Below are 15,799 nucleotides of genomic sequence, written 5' to 3' on the forward strand. Positions count from 1 at the left end.
CCGTCAGGATTCCCCGCTCAGCAGCGGAACGAAGCTGACCCCGCCAATGGTCTCGGTATCCCACGCCGTTTCCGAGCGGCGCGTGATCCGCTGCAATTCCTGATGCCCCGCGCCAACCGGGACGAGGATGATCAGGCGCCCGCCTATTTTCAACTGTTCGCGAAGCGCTTGCGTGACCGCACCAGCCGCAGCAACAAGAATCGCATCGAAAGGAGCTGCCTCGGGCCAGCCGAGCGTTCCATCGCCTGTGCGGCAGGTCACCTGCAAATATCCGAGACGGCGCAGCGTCTTTTCGGCCCGCCGGGCAAGGTCGCCGCGCCGCTCGATCGCGAACACCTCCGCGCCCATTTCTGCCAGGACCGCCGCGGAGTATCCCGAGCCGAGGCCGACATCGAGCACGCGGGCGCCCGGCTCGATATCGGCGAGCTCTGCCATCAGCGCAACGATATAGGGCTGGGAGATGGTCTGTCCGCCACCGATCGGGAGCGGACGGTCCTCATAGGCGTCGAGGCGGCCTGTATCGGGCAGGAAGGCCTCGCGCGGCACTGTCGCCATGGCCTCCAGCACGCGCTCATCGGATATTCCGCGCGATTTGAGCTGGGTCTCCACCATTCGGCTCCGAAGGCCATCGAAATCGGTCATCTCGCCTCCCACACGCCAGTATGCCGCATGTGGCCGAACGGTGGTAGTGGCCGGACAGTCAGGCCGCGCAATGCCCGGAGGTCGCCCGGATGCGTATTTTCCCGGATTTTGGAGCGCTTGCTTCAGGGCTAGGGTTTTTCGCGCCGAACCTGGCTTTAGGCGCGAGGAGTCCGAACCATGAAGCTTCTGATTGGTTATGCCACCAAGGAAGGACAAACCCGGACGATTGCCAGGTTTCTCGCCGACCGGGCTGTCGATGAGGGGCATGCGGTGGAGCTGCTGGCGTTGCGAGACGCGAGCGAGATCGGGCTGGAGCGGTTTGACGCCATCCTGCTGGCAGCCCCGATTCATGTTGGCCACTATCCGAAGGCGCTGATCAAATTCGTTTCAGACAATGCCGAAAAGCTGAATGCCCTCCCGACCCGGTTTATATCGGTGTCGTTGGTTGCAGCCGGTCACGATGCCGACGACTGGAGAAGCCTGGATCACATCCTGGACGATTTCCGCGAAGCCACGGGCTGGCAGCCCAAGGCCTGCAAACATGTTGCGGGTGCGTACATGCCATCCGAGTACGACATCTTCACGCGACTGATCATGAAAAGGATTATCGCAGCGAAAGATCCGGATGCCGATACGGGCAAAGACAAGGAATACACGGACTGGGAAGATCTCGGCGCCTGGCTGGATAGCTGGCTGGACTGAGGCCCTAGAGGAAGTCCCGCAACGTCTTCATGAACAGGTCGAACTGGTCATGATGGAGCCAGTGGCCCGCATCGGGGAAGAGTTTAACCTCCGCATTACGGAAGTACTTCGACCGCCCATCCTTTAACGGATCCGATGCCCAGCTCTTCTCGCCGTAAAGCAAAAGCGTCGGACAGGTGATGGACGACCAGAGTTCATGGATCTGCTCGAGTGTGATGTCGACGGAATTCCAGACGCGTAGATAGTTGTCGAACTTCCAGGAATAGGTTCCGTCCTCGTTACGGGCGATCCCGTTGATGGTGAGGTGCCGGGCCTGCTCTTCGGACAGGAAGCTGTTCTCCTCCTTCATCCGGGCATAGGCCTGCTCGAGGCTCTCATAGCGTTTTGGCTGGCGCCCGGACAGGGCTCGCTTGTCCTCGATCATCTTTCGGAACCGGTCCTGCCAGGGCGTCTTCTCACGCTCGGCAATCATGTTCGGACTCGGGCCGAGGCCCTCAATGGCGACGAGCTTCCTGACGTTCTCAGGATAGAGCCCCGTGTAGCGAAGGCAGATATTCCCGCCGAGCGAGTGCGACACGATCGTGACCGGCGCAAGCTTCAGCTGGTGGATCAGCTGCGCCAGATCGTAGATGTAGGCCTGCATGTTGTAGTTGCCTTCGGGCGACCAGGCACTGTCGCCATGGCCGCGCAGGTCCGGCGCGATGACGTGCCAGTCATGGCGAAGCTCTTCGGCTACCCAGTCCCAGCTGCGGCAGTGATCCCGCCCGCCATGGACGAGCAGGAGCGGCGGTGCGCTCTCATTGCCCTAATCGACATAGTGAAGCTTGAGGCGTTGCGAAAAATATGTGTGTGAAACAGGTCCGTGCAGTGTCATGCGCCGGTTTCTTGGCGCATTGCCTCGTAGAAGGCAATGGCTGCGGCGTTGGAGACGTTCAGGCTTTCCATGCCCGGTGTCATCGGAATCCGCGCCAGCGTCGCGCAGGCCTTGGCGACGGCTGGCCTGAGGCCTGAACCCTCTGCGCCCATGACAAAAGCCACCCGGCCCGCCCCGTGGACGGCGGCGGAGATGGTTTCCATCCCCTCTCCCGCGAGCCCTACGGTGTGGTAACCGGCCTCACCCAGCTGATCGATCGCCCGCGCAATGTTGACCACGCGGATTTCGGGCACTGTCTCGATAGCGCCCGCAGCCGCCTTGGCCGCCACGCCGGTGATCGCAGGCGTGTGCCGCGTCTGAAGGATGAGTCCATCAACGCCAAAGGCTGCCGCCGACCGGAAAATGGCGCCAAGATTGTGCGGGTCCGATATCTGGTCGAGCACGCACAGACGCCTTGGCAGCTCAGGCCGGGCAAGGACATCATCCAGCGAAGCGGCCTCAAGCGGCTTCACCCTGACGGCCAGCCCCTGATGCACAGCCCCCGGCGGCAAGAGCTTGTCGAGCGCCTTGGGGTCGAGTGTTTCGGCCTGCGAAAGCCCGACGCGGCGCGCGGCATTCTCGGTTGCGACGCAGCGCAGGATTTCCCGATTGGTGTTTGCCAGCGCCGCCTCGACCGCATGCTGCCCCCATAGCCAGACTGGCCCGTTCGGGTCGGCTGCAGAGCCTGCTGCAAATCGGCGTTTCTCATGGTTGCGTGGAATAGGCTTCATCCCTATAAAGCGCGCTTCGGTGCGCAGGTGACTGCTGTTGCAGGCATTTGGCGCGATGATCCGGGGGCGTCAATCCAGTCGCCTCAGGACAACCCTCTGGAGGGGTGGCCGAGTGGTTAAAGGCAGCAGACTGTAAATCTGCCCGCATAGCGTACACAGGTTCGAATCCTGTCCCCTCCACCATTCATTCCGGGTGGCCCTGCGGGCCAACAATCAGTCCGGTGGACTGATTTTACGGAATGAATGCCCCGGCCGGGGCTTTTTCCTTTTGATCCCGTATCACCGCTGCTCGCCTTACATGGATCGCGCTCAGGACTGCTCGCTCGTCATCGGAGAAACGCCCCTCACTGCCATACTCCCACGCTCAGCTCTTGCATCGCGACGCCCCACCAAGTATCTCCTGCCGCTCGGAGCGCGGATATAGCACAATGGTAGTGCAGCAGCCTTCCAAGCTGAGGATGCGGGTTCGATTCCCGCTATCCGCTCCAACACCTCATTTCACAGCGATGCGCTCGAAGCCGGCGGTTATGAAGTCCACCATTTGCCGGTAGCCGCCCTCAAGATCTGTCGAACACACCTTGCCGCCCGACAGGTGGTCAAGTCGCCCGGTCTGGGCGAAGGCCAGCGTCAGAGCGCCGGAGAGGCAGTGATATCCCCAATAGATCGCATCATCGGACGCATCCGGGAGCGCCGCGCGTAGCGCCTTGATGAACTCGCGGATCGCCGGATCAAAGAAGCGGGTCATCAGCTGCCCGCCCCAGACCGTCGAACTGTTCACATAGGCGACCATCCCATAATAGTTGCGCCAGCCCGGATCGCTGAGATGCGGGCCCGTCAGCAAAGGACGCAGATAGGCGTCGATAATGTCGCGCACGCCCGGCTGGCTCGGTGACGCCGCCGCCTGGCAGGCCCTGAGCGCATCGAGCCGCCAGGCATTGAGAAGATCGGCGCGGCGCTGGAAGGTCTTCTCGAACAATTCATGCTTGCGGCCAAAGTGGTAGTTCGCCAGCGCGACATCGACTCCCGCGCGTGCCGCGATTGCGCGCAGCGTGACAGCGTCATAGCCATGCTCGGCAAACAGCGCTTCTGCTGCGTCCAGAATGGCAGCCTTGCGCGAAACCTGCTCGCCAAAATCTGCCATGTCACCCTCCTCCAACTAAGGATTGCCCGTCCCGGAGAGCCTAGGCCAACACGCTAGAATGACTAGTCTTATCGTGCCAGCAGATGCATCCGGCGTCAGGCAATTCCCTGCAAAGCTTGTCTTGAGCGAATCGGAATCTTGAAAAGTTCATCGAGACACCGACAAAGTCTTGAGGCATGATCACGTGACAAGAACAGTAAAAACCCGTGGGATTACATCATCCGCCGAAGCGAAGGTGCGAAAAATTTCGAGCCAATGGTCGCTGCGGAAACGCCAGGATTGCCTGTCATAACTGGGTGATAGAGCTGCATTTAGCACAATCCAACGCAGGCGATTTAACCATTAAATTACTTACCGGTCATAATCGAGCATCAGTATTCAATTCTGGGTGCCGTCTATTTGCAAAATCCAAACCGCATGGTCCTGGATGACTGCCAGATGGTGAACTACGGCTCTAATTGAGGGATAGCCGATCATGCGGTTTCTGAAGTTTTTTAGTCTGGGTTATTGGCTGAAGTCAAAATCCATCAGTCAGCGGCTGGGCTTCCAGGCCGGTTCGGCCATCCTGCTCAGCTTCTGCCTTGTCGCAGTTCTGGCGGGCGGCTCCTATGTCAGTCTCGGCATGATTCAGAAAGACAACGATCTCGCCGGGCAGGCGCTGTCTTCTGCGCTGCTGGAGAAGGATTTTGCGTCCCTCGAGCGTGACGTGTTTCGCTACGCCCTGCTGCAGAACGAAGAAACCAAGGCCGACTATGAAGGCAATGTGACCGACTTCCGTCAGGCGGTAGCCGAAGCCCAGGCCAAGCTGGGTCAGTCCGAGCAAGCCCAGCTTCTCGTCGTCAGCAAAGCGGCCGATGTGTACGTCGCCACGGTCAATCAGGTGATCGGGTCCGGCAATACCGGCGTCGAAGGCGTCAACCGCATTATGGAGAAGGGCGATATCGTTGACGCCAGCATCGAGGAAATCCGCGATCCGGTCATTGCAAAGTCAGCCGCGATCGCCGTGGCTCAGGAAAGCCTTTCCACGACCATCATGGGCATCACAATCCTGATTGCGATCCTGGCAGGCCTGAGCTCCTTCGTGATCGCGCGGGTCATCAAAAAGGCGATTTCGAGCGAGCTCGACGCCATCAGCGGCTCAATCAAGAAAGTCCTCGCTGGCGACCTTGATATCGAAATCCAGCACGCAGAGCGGAATGACGATGTCGGTGAACTGGCTCGCGCAGCCGTCCAGCTTCGCGATACCAGCCGCGCCAAACGCCAGTCGGATGCGGAAATGATCGAAATGGCCCAGCAGGTCGGCGAATGCCTGCAGCGTATGTCCCGCGGCGACCTGACCGTCAAACTCGGCCAGCTTGGCGAAAACTATGCCGGTCTGCGCGAAGACTTCAATCGCACGATCGACCAGCTCCACGATACGCTTTCTTCGGTTGCCGAGTCCGCGCATTCGATCCGCATCGGCTCGAACGAGATCAGCTCGGCCTCCGACGACCTGGCCCAGCGCACCGAGCATCATGCGGGCGACATGGCCCGCATTGCCGAGGCGATCAACGAGATCTCCTCGACACTCAGCGAGACGGCCGGCAGCGCCGCCGAGGCTGACCGCAACGTTGCTGAAGCCATGGCCGAAACCCAGGATGGCGGCGCCGTCGTCAAACAGGCGGTCCACGCCATGACCAGCATCGAAGAATCGACTGAGAAGATAGAGCAGATCATTGCTGTCATCGACGGCATCGCCTTCCAGACCAACCTGCTGGCCCTGAACGCAGGCGTGGAAGCAGCCCGTGCCGGCGACGCTGGCAGCGGCTTCGCCGTCGTCGCCAACGAGGTTCGCGCCCTGGCCCAACGCTCTGCCGATGCCGCCAAGGACATCAAGGGCCTCATCCAGACCAGCAGCAACCAGGTCGCGAATGGTGCAGACATGGTGCGCAAGACAGGCGCTGCCTTTGAACGCATCAATGAGCGGATCAGCAGTGTCTCAGCCCTGGTCGAGCAGATCAGCACAAAGGCTGAACAGCAGTCGCACAATCTCAAGGAAACCAACCGCTCGATGAGCAATGTCGAGATGGTTACGCAGAACAATGCCGCCATGGTCGAGGAAAGCACTGCTGCTGCCCGCAACCTGGCGAGTTCTGCCGACAGTCTGGCACAGCTGGTTTCGCAGTTCTCGCTGCGTGAGCAATCCAGCGTGAGTGCAATCCACTCGATCAATGCACGCCAGCAGACCACAAGCGTCGCCGCAACGGGTGGCAAGCGCGTGGTCGGCGGGTAAGCGGGCACGAGCCGCGCGCTTCCTGCAACCCTGAACTCTTCTTGAAAAGCTCAGAGCCAGGACGGCTCACCCCAAAGGAAATAACAATGAAAAGACACCGTATCCTCGCGGCTCTGGCTTGCGCCAGCGCCGCGACAGTGGGCCCCTTTGCCCAGGCTCAGGAGAATTCTGCGCCGAGTCTTCAGAAAACGTTCGGTTCCGACGCCTTCAAGATCGACGGCTCCTTCCGCACCCGGTTCGAAGGCTTTGATGGCGCCTTCCGTTCCAGCGGCGCGACCGAAGACAGCCTTGTGAGCTTCCGGACGCTCATCAACGCTGAATACGATGCCGGCAATTTCCGTTTTGGCGGAACGCTGCAGGATTCTCGCGCTTATGACGCCGATACCGACACGCCGCTCTCGACGGCCGAAGTGAACACGTTCGAACTTCTCCAGGCCTATGTCACTGCTGAGCTGGGGGACTTCGCCGGCGCCGGAACAAGCACGGAGCTGACAGCCGGCCGTTTCACGATGAATCTAGGATCCAAGCGCCTGGCCGCCACGCCGGGCTTCCGCAACACGGGCAACGGCTTTACCGGCGTCAAGGCGGACTGGAAAGGTGCCGGCAAGCAGAAGTTCACGGCCTTCTATACGCTGCCGCAACAGCGCCTGCCCTCGGCAAAGAGCGAACTGCTCGACAATGAGACCGAGTGGGACCGCGAAGGCGACGATCTGCGCTTCTGGGGCGCGTTCTTCTCCGCGCCGGCCGTCAACGAACGCAGCACTGTCGAACTCTATTTCTACGGCCTCGACGAGGATGACCGCTCTGACCGTGCGACGAGGAACCGTCACCTGCTGACGCCTGGTGCGCGGATTTACTCCGACCAGGGCACAGGTCTTTTCGACTATGAGTTTGAAGGCGCCTGGCAGACCGGTGACATTCGCACATCCTCGGCTGCGGCCGCACCGCAAGTTGACGTGTCGGCTTACACGATCGCCGCAGAAGTCGGTTACACCTTCGACACCTCGATCAAGCCGCGCGTTGCACTCGTCGGGAACATTGCCAGCGGTGACGATCCGGACTCCTCGGATTTCAACCGTTTCGACACGCTGTTTGGCATCCGCCGCGGGGAATGGGGCCCATCCTCTTCCCTTTTCGGACCGCTGAGCCGAAACAATATCCGCGATCTTGGCGTCCGGTTCGAATTCAAGCCTTCCAAACGTCTCGACGGCTTTATCTCGGCCCACAGCGTCTGGCTTGACGAGGAAACCGACAGCTTCGCCAAGACGGGTATTCGCGACGCGAGCGGAAACAGCGGCGATTTCGGTGCCAACCAGGTTGAAGCCCGGCTGCGCTACTGGATCGTCCCGGACTTCCTGCAGATGGATATTGGCGGCGCCGTCCTGAACAAGGGCAGCTTCCTGAAAGATGCACCGAACGTCCAGGACACCAGCGATACCCACTACGGCTACGTAGACTTCTACATTCACTTCTAGATCCCGGATTCGCCTCGGCGAAACCGGTAACTTCATCATCTAAAGCCTGCGCGGCCCTGGCCTCGCAGGCTTTTTTTGTCTCGAAAGGGATGACGGGCGGCAGCCGAAAGGAATGGCGCACCTAACAGGATTCGAACCTGTGACCTCTGCCTTCGGAGGGCAGCGCTCTATCCAGCTGAGCTATAGGTGCGTTGAGCCACCCTGTAAGCGAAGCTGGCTCACGGTGCAATCTCTCGCCAGCACGCCGTTTCAGCTTTTACCTTTCGAGCGTCTGTGCAAAATACCGTCAGACAATCCGAAGGCATTCGAGAAGGAAGTTGCACGGACATGAAATCAGGACTTTCAACGTACGCCGGCCTCGTCGCTGCCGCAGCCGTGGCCTTCACGCTTGCAGGCTGCAATCCATCCTCGACCAGCAGCGATGAACCAGCCTCCGCCGCAACTGACGCACCAGGCAGCACCGAGCAGGCCGAGCGGCGCAACCGTGAGGACATCATCGCAGAGTATGAGGCCGCCCTGGCTGAGGCACGCGAGACGTCGGGCAATGGCGAGCCAGCTCTGTGGACATTGTCCGACGAAGACACGACGATCTACCTGTTCGGCACGGTCCACATCCTGCGCCCGGATCTCGACTGGCGCACGCCCGAATTCGACGCGGCTTTCGACAGCGCCGATACGCTGGTTCTCGAAGTCGACATGGAAAGCGAAGCTGGCCAGCAGGCCGTGATGCGGGACTTCGTGCAACGCGGTCTCTACGGCGATGGCCGCACGCTGAGCGGCCAACTCAGCGATGAAGATCTCAGCGTCCTTGAAACGGCGCTCGAGCCGCTCGGCCTGCCGATTGCAGCGCTCGACCCGATGGAGCCCTGGATGGTCGCGGTCACCCTGTCGGTCTCGCACCTGCAGGCGGAAGGGTTTGATCCGGAATCCGGTGTCGAACAGGTCCTCATCGCCGACGCGAAGGATGACGGCAAGGACTTCGCCTTCCTCGAAACAGCCGCCGTGCAAGCCGATATCTTCGACACCCTGCCGGAAGACGTCCAGAAGACCTTTCTCTACGAGACGGCACTGACGCTGGACGAATCTACGCTGATGCTCGACCAGGTCGTGGATGAATGGGCCGATGGCGATGTCGAGGGCCTCGGCACACTGGTCGCCAATCCTGACACGGGTGGCGGCGAGGGCATCTATGATGCGCTGTTTATCAAACGCAACAGCAACTGGGTGCCGCAGATCGAGGCAATGCTCGACGAAACCGGCACCTTTTTCGTTGCTGTCGGCGCCGGCCATCTGGCTGGTCCAGACAGCGTCGTCACCATGCTGCGCGACAAGGGCTATGAGGTGGAGGGGCCGTAAGCGCCGTTCCGGCGCGCCGGGCGTCAGTCCGGCGGGTTGCCTTCCCAGTCGATGATCCAGTTGATCTGGTCTTCCTCGAGCACGCTGTCCTCACTGACAGTGCGGCCGAGCACGGAATGCCCCTTTTCATGGATGCGATTGCGATCCCCGCAGACGAGATGGTGCCAATCCGCCAGCCCCCGGCCTTCATTGATCCTTCGATACGCGCAGCTCTTCGGCATCCATTTGAGGTCCGATACGCTTTGCGGTGTCAGGATGATGCAGTCGGGCACCTTCTGCTTGCGGTGCTCATAATCTGAGCATCTGCAGGTCTCGGGATCGAACAACCGGCAGTGAAGGCGCGTATACGCCACCTCGCCGGTATCCTCGTCTTCCAGCTTGAGCAGGCAGCACTTGCCGCAGCCGTCGCAGAGTGACTCCCATTCTTCGCTGGTCAGCTCGGACAGCTGTTTCGTTTCCCAGAAGGGCCGGCTCATCGTCGAGCTCCCGGTCTAATGGACCACGTCCTGCCATTCGGGATGGCGCTGAAGCTGGACCCTGGCAAACCCGCAGACCGGAAGAAGCTGAAAACCATCCTGGCGCGCCTTTTCAACCAGCGCGCCGACGAGTTTCGTTCCAAGACCCCTGCCGCCCAGAACAGATGGCACGCCGACAAAGTCGACACGCATCACATCCGGTTTCGCCCAGCCATAGCGAATTTCCAACTCATGGCCTTCGACATCTGCTGTCAGTCGTTGCCCGGAATCCTTGAGAACGAGGTCGCTCATCTTAGTACGTCCTGCCATTCGGGGTGTTTCTCGATCTGCGCCTTCGCATACGGACAGAGCGGGACAATTCTGCGGCCCTCGGCGCGGGCATCGTCGACAGCGCGTTTCACCAGCGCTTGCCCGATGCCCCGCCCGCCCAACGCCTGAGGAACGCCGGTATGGTCAATGATTATGATGCTCTCGCCAGCGCGGGAATAAGTCATTTCGGCCACGTGGCCGTCGAGGGATACGTAGTAGCGACCGCCACTATCGGTTTCGCTGCGATGAATTTCAAATGTGCTCAACGGGGCCTGCAATACCAAATCGTTTCGATTGCAGTCTGGTATTATGAATAGTCAGACCATGGCAAGCGATCTTGCGCCGGTCAGGCCTCGTCCTGCTTCTTCTTTTCGTCAGAAGACAGACCCAGTTCGTCCTTGACCTCCTGGACAGCTTCCTGGCCCTTGCCTTCGGCCTGTTTGAGCTTGCCTTCAGCCTCGAGCTTCCGGTTGCCGGTTACAACGCCGGCGACTTCCTTGATCTTGCCTTCTACCTGCTTACCAATTCCTTTGGCTTTTTCGTTGGCCATTTTAGGCCTCCTTTCGATTTCAATTACAACAACGGGTCAGATGGGCGTCGGGTTCCGGCTATCGCGAGATTCATTCGCCATGCTAGTGGGCTGGCCATGACCAGATTGCCGCCAAGACCAAAGCTGAGCTGGAAAGAGGATGGAACGCCTGCCGATGACGGGGTCGGCGATGTCTATTTCTCACGCCACGACGGCCTGGAAGAAACCCGAGCGGTCTTTCTTCAAGGGTGCGGCCTGCCCGAACGATGGCTCGCACGACCGAATTTCACCGTTGCCGAGCTTGGGTTTGGTACCGGGCTCAACTTCCTTGCGGCGTGGCAGCTCTGGCAGCAGACACGAAACCCTCATCAATGGCTTCATTTCGTCAGCTTCGAAGGCTTTCCCCTGGATGCCGAGGATGCCCGCCGCGCCTTGGCCGCGTGGCCGGAATTGCGGGCCTTCAGCGACAAGCTGATTGACGCCTGGCCTGAGCGTGCGTGCGGCGTCCAGCGGATCGTCTGGCCCGAAGACCGGATCACATTGACGCTGCATACCGGCGATATTTCCGAGACACTGCCGCAGTCCGAACTGCACGCCGACGCCTGGTTCCTCGATGGATTCTCGCCCGCCAAGAATGAATGCATGTGGAGCGAAGCGCTCTGGCCGCATGTGCGTGAGCGTTGCCGCGAAGGCGCGCTTCTGGCGACGTTCACGGTGGCTGGCGGCGTTCGGCGCGGCTTGTCGGCGGCAGGCTTCGAGGTTGAGAAGAAACCCGGTTTCGGGCGCAAGCGCGAACGCCTTGAAGTGCGCGCGCCCGCCGATATCGACCGGCCTGCCGACAGCCATGGGCTGCGGCCCATGGGTCAGGCGCCCCAGCAGGTTAGAATTATCGGGGCAGGCATCGCTGGCGCGTGCGCGGCCCGCATCCTTCTCGACCGTGGAATCGCGGTCGAAGTCATCGATGCAGCCCCCGGTCCCGCCAAGGCCGCCAGCGGCAACCCGCTCGCCCTCGTCATGCCGCGGCTTGATGCAGGCGACACGGTGCAGGCCCGCTTATTGGTGGATGCCTACCTCGCAGCCAGGCGCTTTTATGCCGGACGGCCGGGCGCCTGGGAGACAACGGTGGTACACCGGCCGAAAGATGAGAAGGAAGCCGAACGGATTTCGAAGGTCCTCGCCGACCCGCCTCTGGGACTTGAGAATCTGGAAGCCCTGCCGGGCGGCGGCCTGCTGTACAAGGGCGCGCTGATCCTGCAGCCGGATGTGCTCCTACCGTCGCTGCTGGAAGGGGCAGATTTCCGATTCCACACAAGGCTCGAACCGGAAGATCTCGAAGACGATATTCCGACCATTCTGGCGACCGGTCACTCGGCTAGCGCTTTCATGAAGTGGCTCGATATCGAAGGGCGGCTTGGCCAGGTTGAGTGCGTAGAGACTGAGGTCGACGCGCCCGCATCGGCCACAGCTTCGGGAGACTACGCCATCGCGCTTGGGCGAAGGCGTGTCTGGGGGGCGACGTTCGAGCGCTGGGAGGGTGGCTCGATTGAGGAAAGCGAAACGGCGCGCGCTTCGAATATGGATGCCCTGGACGCGCTGGCACCTTACTGGTGGCATGAGGCGCGGAAAGGACAGGTCACGAGCCGGGCCAGCGTCAGGGCGACGACACCGGACCGTCTGCCCCTGATCGGACGTCTTCCAGATTATGAGAGGGCGATCGACGTTTTTGACGGTGTGCGTCATGGGCAATCCCCAAAAGACGATGCCCCGCTCGCCGGCCACCTGCTGATTGCTGGCGGGTTCGGCTCGCGGGGCTTCACTTGGGGGCCCTGGGCTGGGGAAATCCTGGCTGGGCTGGTCCTTGATGAACCGGCCCCGGCGACGCAGTCAGCGCTTCGGGCGGTATCGCCCATGCGACAGGTTCTGCGGCGCCTGAAGCGCGGCGGCTAGCTGTCAGCCAGCCGCTGCGAAGATGACCTGAACGCCCCGTTCGAGATCGGCCTGCATCGTCATGTGCACACCGCCGGCCTCGATATGCAGCCCGCCCGAAAAACTTGCGAAGGCGACGGCTGCAAGGGTGACAAGCGCAGCGCCGAAGGCGATCATTCCGCTTGTCCTGAGTCTGCTAGTCATTTGTGACCCCTGAATTTGTGGGTTGGTGAAAATCGGCTCTGGCCTTGGTCGCCGGACTGGTTCGGGCATGTGAAGGATGAGAGCCGACATGGTTAGTTCTTTTCGAGGTTGCGAAACTCGCGGCGCAGGCGCCACTCGTCGGAGGTGACATTCCGCTCCAGGTTCTGGAGGCGGTCCTCAAGGTCCATGAAGGTGTACTTCAGGCCCGAATAGGTCGCCCGCGGCCGGTCGGAGACGCCGCGCCAGAAAGCTTCCTCGTCAGGCTGCAGGTGCGAATACCCGCGAGGCGCTTTCGGCACGATCAGGATCATCACGATATAGGCGATGAAGATCAGCGGACCGGCGAACAGGAAGAAGGATGCAACCGCCAGCAGGCGCACAACGATCGGATCCCATCCGAAGCGCTCTGCGATGCCGCCGCAGACCCCGGCCCAGACACGGTGATGGCGTGAACGGTAGAGGCGCTTGGGGTTGCGCGAGCGGAACATGTCGTCTTCGTCAGCCCCGTGCACACGGTCGCGGTAACGGCGATGGTGAGAAGAATGGGTCATTTGAAGTTTTGTCCTATTGGTCGAAGGAAGAGCGAGGCCGGCGGGGGGCCGGAATCTCGTCGTCCGGTTGTGTGTCTGTCAGCTTTTCGAGTGTCTCGATGCGCCGTTCCATGGCCTTGGCGGAGCGCCACAGGTCTTCCAGCATCCGCTCATCATCCGGCTCCAGGCTGTTCTGCTTCCGCCAGAGGGTGATGTAGTGAAACACCATTGCCGGAAACACGATGAAGAGGGAAACGACCGCAACGATCGCGACGATAAATTCGGGGTCCATACCTTAGCCTTCCTTCGTCTCAGCCTGGTTCTCCACACGCTGGAGGATGAGGCCGGGAACGATGATAACCGATAGAATGGCGGCAAGCACGATCAGGGAGGAAATCATGGTCTCTTACTCCTCGTTCTTTTCTGTTTTCGAGGTTTTCGATGCCGACTTGGCACGCGACTTCTTCAGGGCTTCGAGTTCCTTCTCGACCTTCTCGTCGCGCTCAAGCTCGGCGAACTGGGCTTCAAGGCTCGGCTCGCGGCCCTTGATCGTGTCGGCATAGGCTTCCATTTCGTCGACCTTGCGTTCCACGCTGGCGTAGCGGGCGAGCGCATCGTCCACCTTGCCGTCATAGGTCTGCGAGCGCATGCGGATGCGTTGCTCGGCAGCTTCGCGGCGCATCATCAGCGCCCGATGCTTGGCCTTGGCCTCGTCGAGTTTGGCCTGAAGCTTGGACAGATCGTCCTGATGCTTCTCGAAGGCTTCTTCAGCGGCAACCATCGCATGCTTGCGGCGATCGATCTCGCCTTCGGCTTTTTGCTTGGCAATCAGCGCACCGCGGGCAAGATCTTCGCGGCCCTTGTCGATGGCGACGCCGGCCTTGGTTTCCCAGTCTTCGCGGACACGGGTGTAGTACTCGATCTCACGCTCCATTTCCTTCTTGTCGGCCATGGCGCGGGCGGCAGAGGTGCGAACCTCGACCAGCGTGTCTTCCATCTCCTGGATGATCAGACGTGCAATCTTTTCTGGGTTTTCGGCGCTGTCCAGCATCGCGTTGATGTTGGAGTTGATGATGTCGCCGAGGCGGGAAAACAGTCCCATTTTATTATCCTTTCAGTCTCGGTGAATTGGGGGAGGAAACGACAGCCTCTTACAGGGCTTAGAAAAACAGGCCGCCGAGAAAGACGCCTGCAGCGAAGAACATCCAGCACTCGGCCGGACGCGAAGCCAGCCAGCGGCCAAAACGGCCACCTTTGTGGCGGGCTTCCTGGTAGCGGGTGTCATAACGGTGGTCGGTCATTTTCTTGTCAGTCCTTCAGTCGGTTGTGGCGACGCCCATCGCCTGTATGCCATTCCTATTTCAAGGACCGTGCCAGTTTGGCCGTAACCACTTAAAACCTTGTTTTTATGTTATTTATTTTTATTCAGAGAATTTTGGCTTGAGAAATATTAGCTATTTTGACGAATTTAGTTGGTTGAATCGACCGAGAGTTTAGCTATTTTCACTGCATGCTTGGTCAAACACCCCAAATTGTCGGTGAGGCGCCGGAATGGCTGTCGGCGCTTGAGCATGTCTCGCGGCTCGCCCCGCTTGACCGGCCTGCGCTGGTCATCGGCGAGCGCGGCACAGGCAAGGAGCTGATCGCCGAGCGGCTACACTTCCTGTCCCGGCGGTGGGACGGCCCTTATGTGAAGGTGAACTGCGCAGCGCTTTCCGATGATCTTCTCGACAGCGAACTTTTCGGGCATGAGCGTGGCGCCTTTACCGGCGCAACGGACCGCCGGCAGGGCCGGTTCGAACTGGCAAATGGGGGCACGATCTTTCTCGACGAGATCGCAACCGCCTCCCAGCGCGTGCAGGAGAAGCTGCTCAGGGTCATCGAATATGGCGAGTTCCAGCGCCTCGGTGGTGAGAAGGTCCTGTCCACCGATGTGCGCGTGGTGGCCGCAACCAATATTGACCTGCCTTCAGCCGTCAGGCGCGGCAGGTTTCGCGCAGACCTGCTCGACCGGCTGGCCTTCGATGTCATTACTCTGCCGCCGCTGCGCTATCGCAAGGGCGATGCAAGCTTGCTGGCCGATTTTTTCGCGCGTCGCATGGCGCGCGAGATGATGGAGGACTTCCCAGGCTTTGCGCCGTCGGCCATCGCCGCCATCGAGGCGCATACCTGGCCGGGCAATGTCCGTGAGCTGCGAAACTTCGCCCAGCGCGTGACCGCGCGAGCGCTGGCAACACCGTCGCCTGACCCCATCCGCTTCGATCCGGATGCGCTCGATCCGTTCGCGTCGCCCTTCCGTCCGCCTGCGGACTTGAAAGATACGCCAGAAGCCCCACCTGAGCGCGCTCGCCCTTCAATCCCAAAACCTGAGCTCGGCCGCCCGTTTTCCGAGCAGACTAAACTTTTTGAAACCGCCTTGATCGATGCCGCCCTTGCGGCACATGATGGTCATCAGGGAAAAGCCGCTGAAGACCTTGGACTGACCTATCACCAGTTTCGGGGCCTGTTGCGGAAACACGATTACGGAAAGAAACCGGGCAAACCGGACGACGACTAACGGGCCTGACAGCGTTTTCTTAATCCCAACCTGCAA

General features: G+C 60.5%; 18 protein-coding genes, 3 tRNA genes and 1 pseudogene. 8 read left to right on the plus strand and 14 right to left on the minus strand.

Annotated elements, in window-relative coordinates; genetic code table 11:
- Window positions 1-3: 3 nt before the first annotated feature.
- Window positions 4-642: a protein-L-isoaspartate(D-aspartate) O-methyltransferase gene (locus D1223_RS05090; RefSeq protein ID WP_119375355.1), complete on the minus strand. Its 639-nt coding sequence runs from the start codon at window positions 640-642 to the stop codon at window positions 4-6.
- 177 nt (window positions 643-819) lie between these two features.
- On the opposite strand from D1223_RS05090, the gene D1223_RS05095 reads away from it, so the two are divergent.
- Complete coding sequence (locus tag D1223_RS05095) at window positions 820-1,344, plus strand: flavodoxin domain-containing protein (RefSeq protein WP_119375356.1); 525 nt, start codon at window positions 820-822, stop codon at window positions 1,342-1,344.
- A 4-nt stretch (window positions 1,345-1,348) separates the two neighbouring features.
- Here D1223_RS05095 and D1223_RS05100 read toward each other — a convergent pair.
- Window positions 1,349-2,218 (minus strand): annotated as a pseudogene (locus D1223_RS05100) (alpha/beta fold hydrolase).
- A complete protein-coding gene (gene rlmB / locus D1223_RS05105; RefSeq protein ID WP_119375357.1) occupies window positions 2,215-2,988 on the minus strand; it encodes a 23S rRNA (guanosine(2251)-2'-O)-methyltransferase RlmB in 774 nt (257 codons plus the stop codon). The pseudogene D1223_RS05100 and the gene rlmB overlap by 4 nt, the downstream one beginning before the upstream one ends.
- A 98-nt stretch (window positions 2,989-3,086) precedes the next feature.
- Between rlmB and D1223_RS05110 the strand changes: the two genes are divergently transcribed.
- Both D1223_RS05110 and D1223_RS05115 read left to right on the plus strand, forming a co-directional pair.
- Window positions 3,087-3,171, plus strand: a tRNA-Tyr gene (locus D1223_RS05110).
- Window positions 3,172-3,402: 231 nt separating this feature from the next.
- Window positions 3,403-3,476, plus strand: a tRNA-Gly gene (locus tag D1223_RS05115).
- A gap of 5 nt (window positions 3,477-3,481) precedes the next feature.
- Here D1223_RS05115 and D1223_RS05120 read toward each other — a convergent pair.
- The gene (locus D1223_RS05120) at window positions 3,482-4,129 is read right to left on the minus strand and encodes a TetR/AcrR family transcriptional regulator (protein ID WP_119375358.1); all 648 of its coding nucleotides are present in this window, start codon (window positions 4,127-4,129) and stop codon (window positions 3,482-3,484) included.
- A 475-nt stretch (window positions 4,130-4,604) separates the two neighbouring features.
- Here D1223_RS05120 and D1223_RS05125 point away from each other — a divergent pair, with 475 nt between their 5' ends.
- Together D1223_RS05125 and D1223_RS05130 are read left to right on the plus strand one after the other, a co-directional pair.
- On the plus strand, window positions 4,605-6,401 hold the full coding sequence (locus D1223_RS05125) for a methyl-accepting chemotaxis protein (protein WP_119375359.1): 1,797 nt from the start codon (window positions 4,605-4,607) through the stop codon (window positions 6,399-6,401).
- A gap of 86 nt (window positions 6,402-6,487) precedes the next feature.
- Window positions 6,488-7,876 (plus strand): alginate export family protein, encoded by a 1,389-nt coding sequence (locus D1223_RS05130; protein ID WP_119375360.1) that lies wholly within the window; start codon window positions 6,488-6,490, stop codon window positions 7,874-7,876.
- Window positions 7,877-7,989: 113 nt separating this feature from the next.
- Here D1223_RS05130 and D1223_RS05135 read toward each other — a convergent pair.
- A tRNA-Arg gene (locus tag D1223_RS05135) sits at window positions 7,990-8,066 on the minus strand.
- A 137-nt stretch (window positions 8,067-8,203) separates the two neighbouring features.
- Here D1223_RS05135 and D1223_RS05140 point away from each other — a divergent pair.
- Entirely contained in the window at window positions 8,204-9,232 is a 1,029-nt protein-coding gene (locus tag D1223_RS05140) for a TraB/GumN family protein (RefSeq protein ID WP_119375361.1), read from the plus strand.
- Window positions 9,233-9,255: 23 nt separating this feature from the next.
- On the opposite strand, the gene D1223_RS05145 is transcribed toward D1223_RS05140, so the two are convergent.
- The 4 genes from D1223_RS05145 to D1223_RS05160 all read right to left on the minus strand — a co-directional run bounded on the left by D1223_RS05145 (window position 9,256) and on the right by D1223_RS05160 (window position 10,567).
- Window positions 9,256-9,708, minus strand: a complete 453-nt coding sequence (locus D1223_RS05145; protein ID WP_119375362.1) for a YcgN family cysteine cluster protein — start codon at window positions 9,706-9,708, stop codon at window positions 9,256-9,258.
- A gap of 15 nt (window positions 9,709-9,723) precedes the next feature.
- Window positions 9,724-9,999 carry a GNAT family N-acetyltransferase gene (locus D1223_RS05150; protein ID WP_158588410.1) on the minus strand — a complete coding sequence of 92 codons (276 nt, stop codon included), beginning with the start codon at window positions 9,997-9,999 and terminating at the stop codon, window positions 9,724-9,726.
- The gene (locus D1223_RS05155; RefSeq protein ID WP_119375364.1) at window positions 9,996-10,283 is read right to left on the minus strand and encodes a GNAT family N-acetyltransferase; all 288 of its coding nucleotides are present in this window, start codon (window positions 10,281-10,283) and stop codon (window positions 9,996-9,998) included. Before D1223_RS05155 ends, D1223_RS05150 begins: the two co-directional genes overlap by 4 nt.
- 80 nt (window positions 10,284-10,363) lie before the next feature.
- Window positions 10,364-10,567 (minus strand): CsbD family protein, encoded by a 204-nt coding sequence (locus D1223_RS05160; RefSeq protein WP_119375365.1) that lies wholly within the window; start codon window positions 10,565-10,567, stop codon window positions 10,364-10,366.
- A 96-nt stretch (window positions 10,568-10,663) separates the two neighbouring features.
- Between D1223_RS05160 and mnmD the strand changes: the two genes are divergently transcribed.
- Complete coding sequence (gene mnmD / locus D1223_RS05165) at window positions 10,664-12,493, plus strand: tRNA (5-methylaminomethyl-2-thiouridine)(34)-methyltransferase MnmD (RefSeq protein ID WP_119375366.1); 1,830 nt, start codon at window positions 10,664-10,666, stop codon at window positions 12,491-12,493.
- Between the two features lie 3 nt (window positions 12,494-12,496).
- On the opposite strand, the gene D1223_RS18720 is transcribed toward mnmD, so the two are convergent.
- The 5 genes from D1223_RS18720 to D1223_RS18915 form a co-directional block, all read right to left on the minus strand.
- Entirely contained in the window at window positions 12,497-12,676 is a 180-nt protein-coding gene (locus D1223_RS18720; protein WP_147372686.1) for a hypothetical protein, read from the minus strand.
- A gap of 92 nt (window positions 12,677-12,768) precedes the next feature.
- A complete protein-coding gene (pspC, locus tag D1223_RS05170; RefSeq protein ID WP_119375367.1) occupies window positions 12,769-13,227 on the minus strand; it encodes an envelope stress response membrane protein PspC in 459 nt (152 codons plus the stop codon).
- Window positions 13,228-13,240: 13 nt separating this feature from the next.
- Window positions 13,241-13,498, minus strand: coding sequence for an envelope stress response membrane protein PspB (pspB, locus tag D1223_RS05175; RefSeq protein WP_119375368.1), 258 nt, complete (start codon window positions 13,496-13,498; stop codon window positions 13,241-13,243).
- Window positions 13,499-13,612: 114 nt separating this feature from the next.
- Window positions 13,613-14,308 (minus strand): phage shock protein PspA, encoded by a 696-nt coding sequence (gene pspA / locus D1223_RS05180; RefSeq protein WP_119375369.1) that lies wholly within the window; start codon window positions 14,306-14,308, stop codon window positions 13,613-13,615.
- Window positions 14,309-14,366: 58 nt separating this feature from the next.
- Window positions 14,367-14,507, minus strand: a complete 141-nt coding sequence (locus D1223_RS18915) for a hypothetical protein (protein WP_199288194.1) — start codon at window positions 14,505-14,507, stop codon at window positions 14,367-14,369.
- Between the two features lie 209 nt (window positions 14,508-14,716).
- Here D1223_RS18915 and pspF point away from each other — a divergent pair, with 209 nt between their 5' ends.
- The gene (pspF, locus tag D1223_RS05185) at window positions 14,717-15,763 is read left to right on the plus strand and encodes a phage shock protein operon transcriptional activator (protein WP_119375370.1); all 1,047 of its coding nucleotides are present in this window, start codon (window positions 14,717-14,719) and stop codon (window positions 15,761-15,763) included.
- Window positions 15,764-15,799 lie beyond the last annotated feature (36 nt).

Source organism: Henriciella mobilis (genome assembly GCF_003576285.1).
Classification (GTDB): Bacteria; Pseudomonadota; Alphaproteobacteria; order Caulobacterales; family Hyphomonadaceae; genus Henriciella; species Henriciella mobilis.

Coding starts and splice junctions, on each gene's coding strand:
- D1223_RS05090 (WP_119375355.1), bottom strand. CDS start 642: ATGACCGATTTCGATGGCCTTCGGAGCCGAATGGTGGAGACCCAGCTC.
- D1223_RS05095 (WP_119375356.1), top strand. CDS start 820: ATGAAGCTTCTGATTGGTTATGCCACCAAGGAAGGACAAACCCGGACG.
- rlmB (WP_119375357.1), bottom strand. CDS start 2,988: ATGAAGCCTATTCCACGCAACCATGAGAAACGCCGATTTGCAGCAGGC.
- D1223_RS05120 (WP_119375358.1), bottom strand. CDS start 4,129: ATGGCAGATTTTGGCGAGCAGGTTTCGCGCAAGGCTGCCATTCTGGAC.
- D1223_RS05125 (WP_119375359.1), top strand. CDS start 4,605: ATGCGGTTTCTGAAGTTTTTTAGTCTGGGTTATTGGCTGAAGTCAAAA.
- D1223_RS05130 (WP_119375360.1), top strand. CDS start 6,488: ATGAAAAGACACCGTATCCTCGCGGCTCTGGCTTGCGCCAGCGCCGCG.
- D1223_RS05140 (WP_119375361.1), top strand. CDS start 8,204: ATGAAATCAGGACTTTCAACGTACGCCGGCCTCGTCGCTGCCGCAGCC.
- D1223_RS05145 (WP_119375362.1), bottom strand. CDS start 9,708: ATGAGCCGGCCCTTCTGGGAAACGAAACAGCTGTCCGAGCTGACCAGC.
- D1223_RS05150 (WP_158588410.1), bottom strand. CDS start 9,999: ATGAGCGACCTCGTTCTCAAGGATTCCGGGCAACGACTGACAGCAGAT.
- D1223_RS05160 (WP_119375365.1), bottom strand. CDS start 10,567: ATGGCCAACGAAAAAGCCAAAGGAATTGGTAAGCAGGTAGAAGGCAAG.
- mnmD (WP_119375366.1), top strand. CDS start 10,664: ATGACCAGATTGCCGCCAAGACCAAAGCTGAGCTGGAAAGAGGATGGA.
- D1223_RS18720 (WP_147372686.1), bottom strand. CDS start 12,676: ATGACTAGCAGACTCAGGACAAGCGGAATGATCGCCTTCGGCGCTGCG.
- pspC (WP_119375367.1), bottom strand. CDS start 13,227: ATGACCCATTCTTCTCACCATCGCCGTTACCGCGACCGTGTGCACGGG.
- pspB (WP_119375368.1), bottom strand. CDS start 13,498: ATGGACCCCGAATTTATCGTCGCGATCGTTGCGGTCGTTTCCCTCTTC.
- pspA (WP_119375369.1), bottom strand. CDS start 14,308: ATGGGACTGTTTTCCCGCCTCGGCGACATCATCAACTCCAACATCAAC.
- D1223_RS18915 (WP_199288194.1), bottom strand. CDS start 14,507: ATGACCGACCACCGTTATGACACCCGCTACCAGGAAGCCCGCCACAAA.
- pspF (WP_119375370.1), top strand. CDS start 14,717: ATGCTTGGTCAAACACCCCAAATTGTCGGTGAGGCGCCGGAATGGCTG.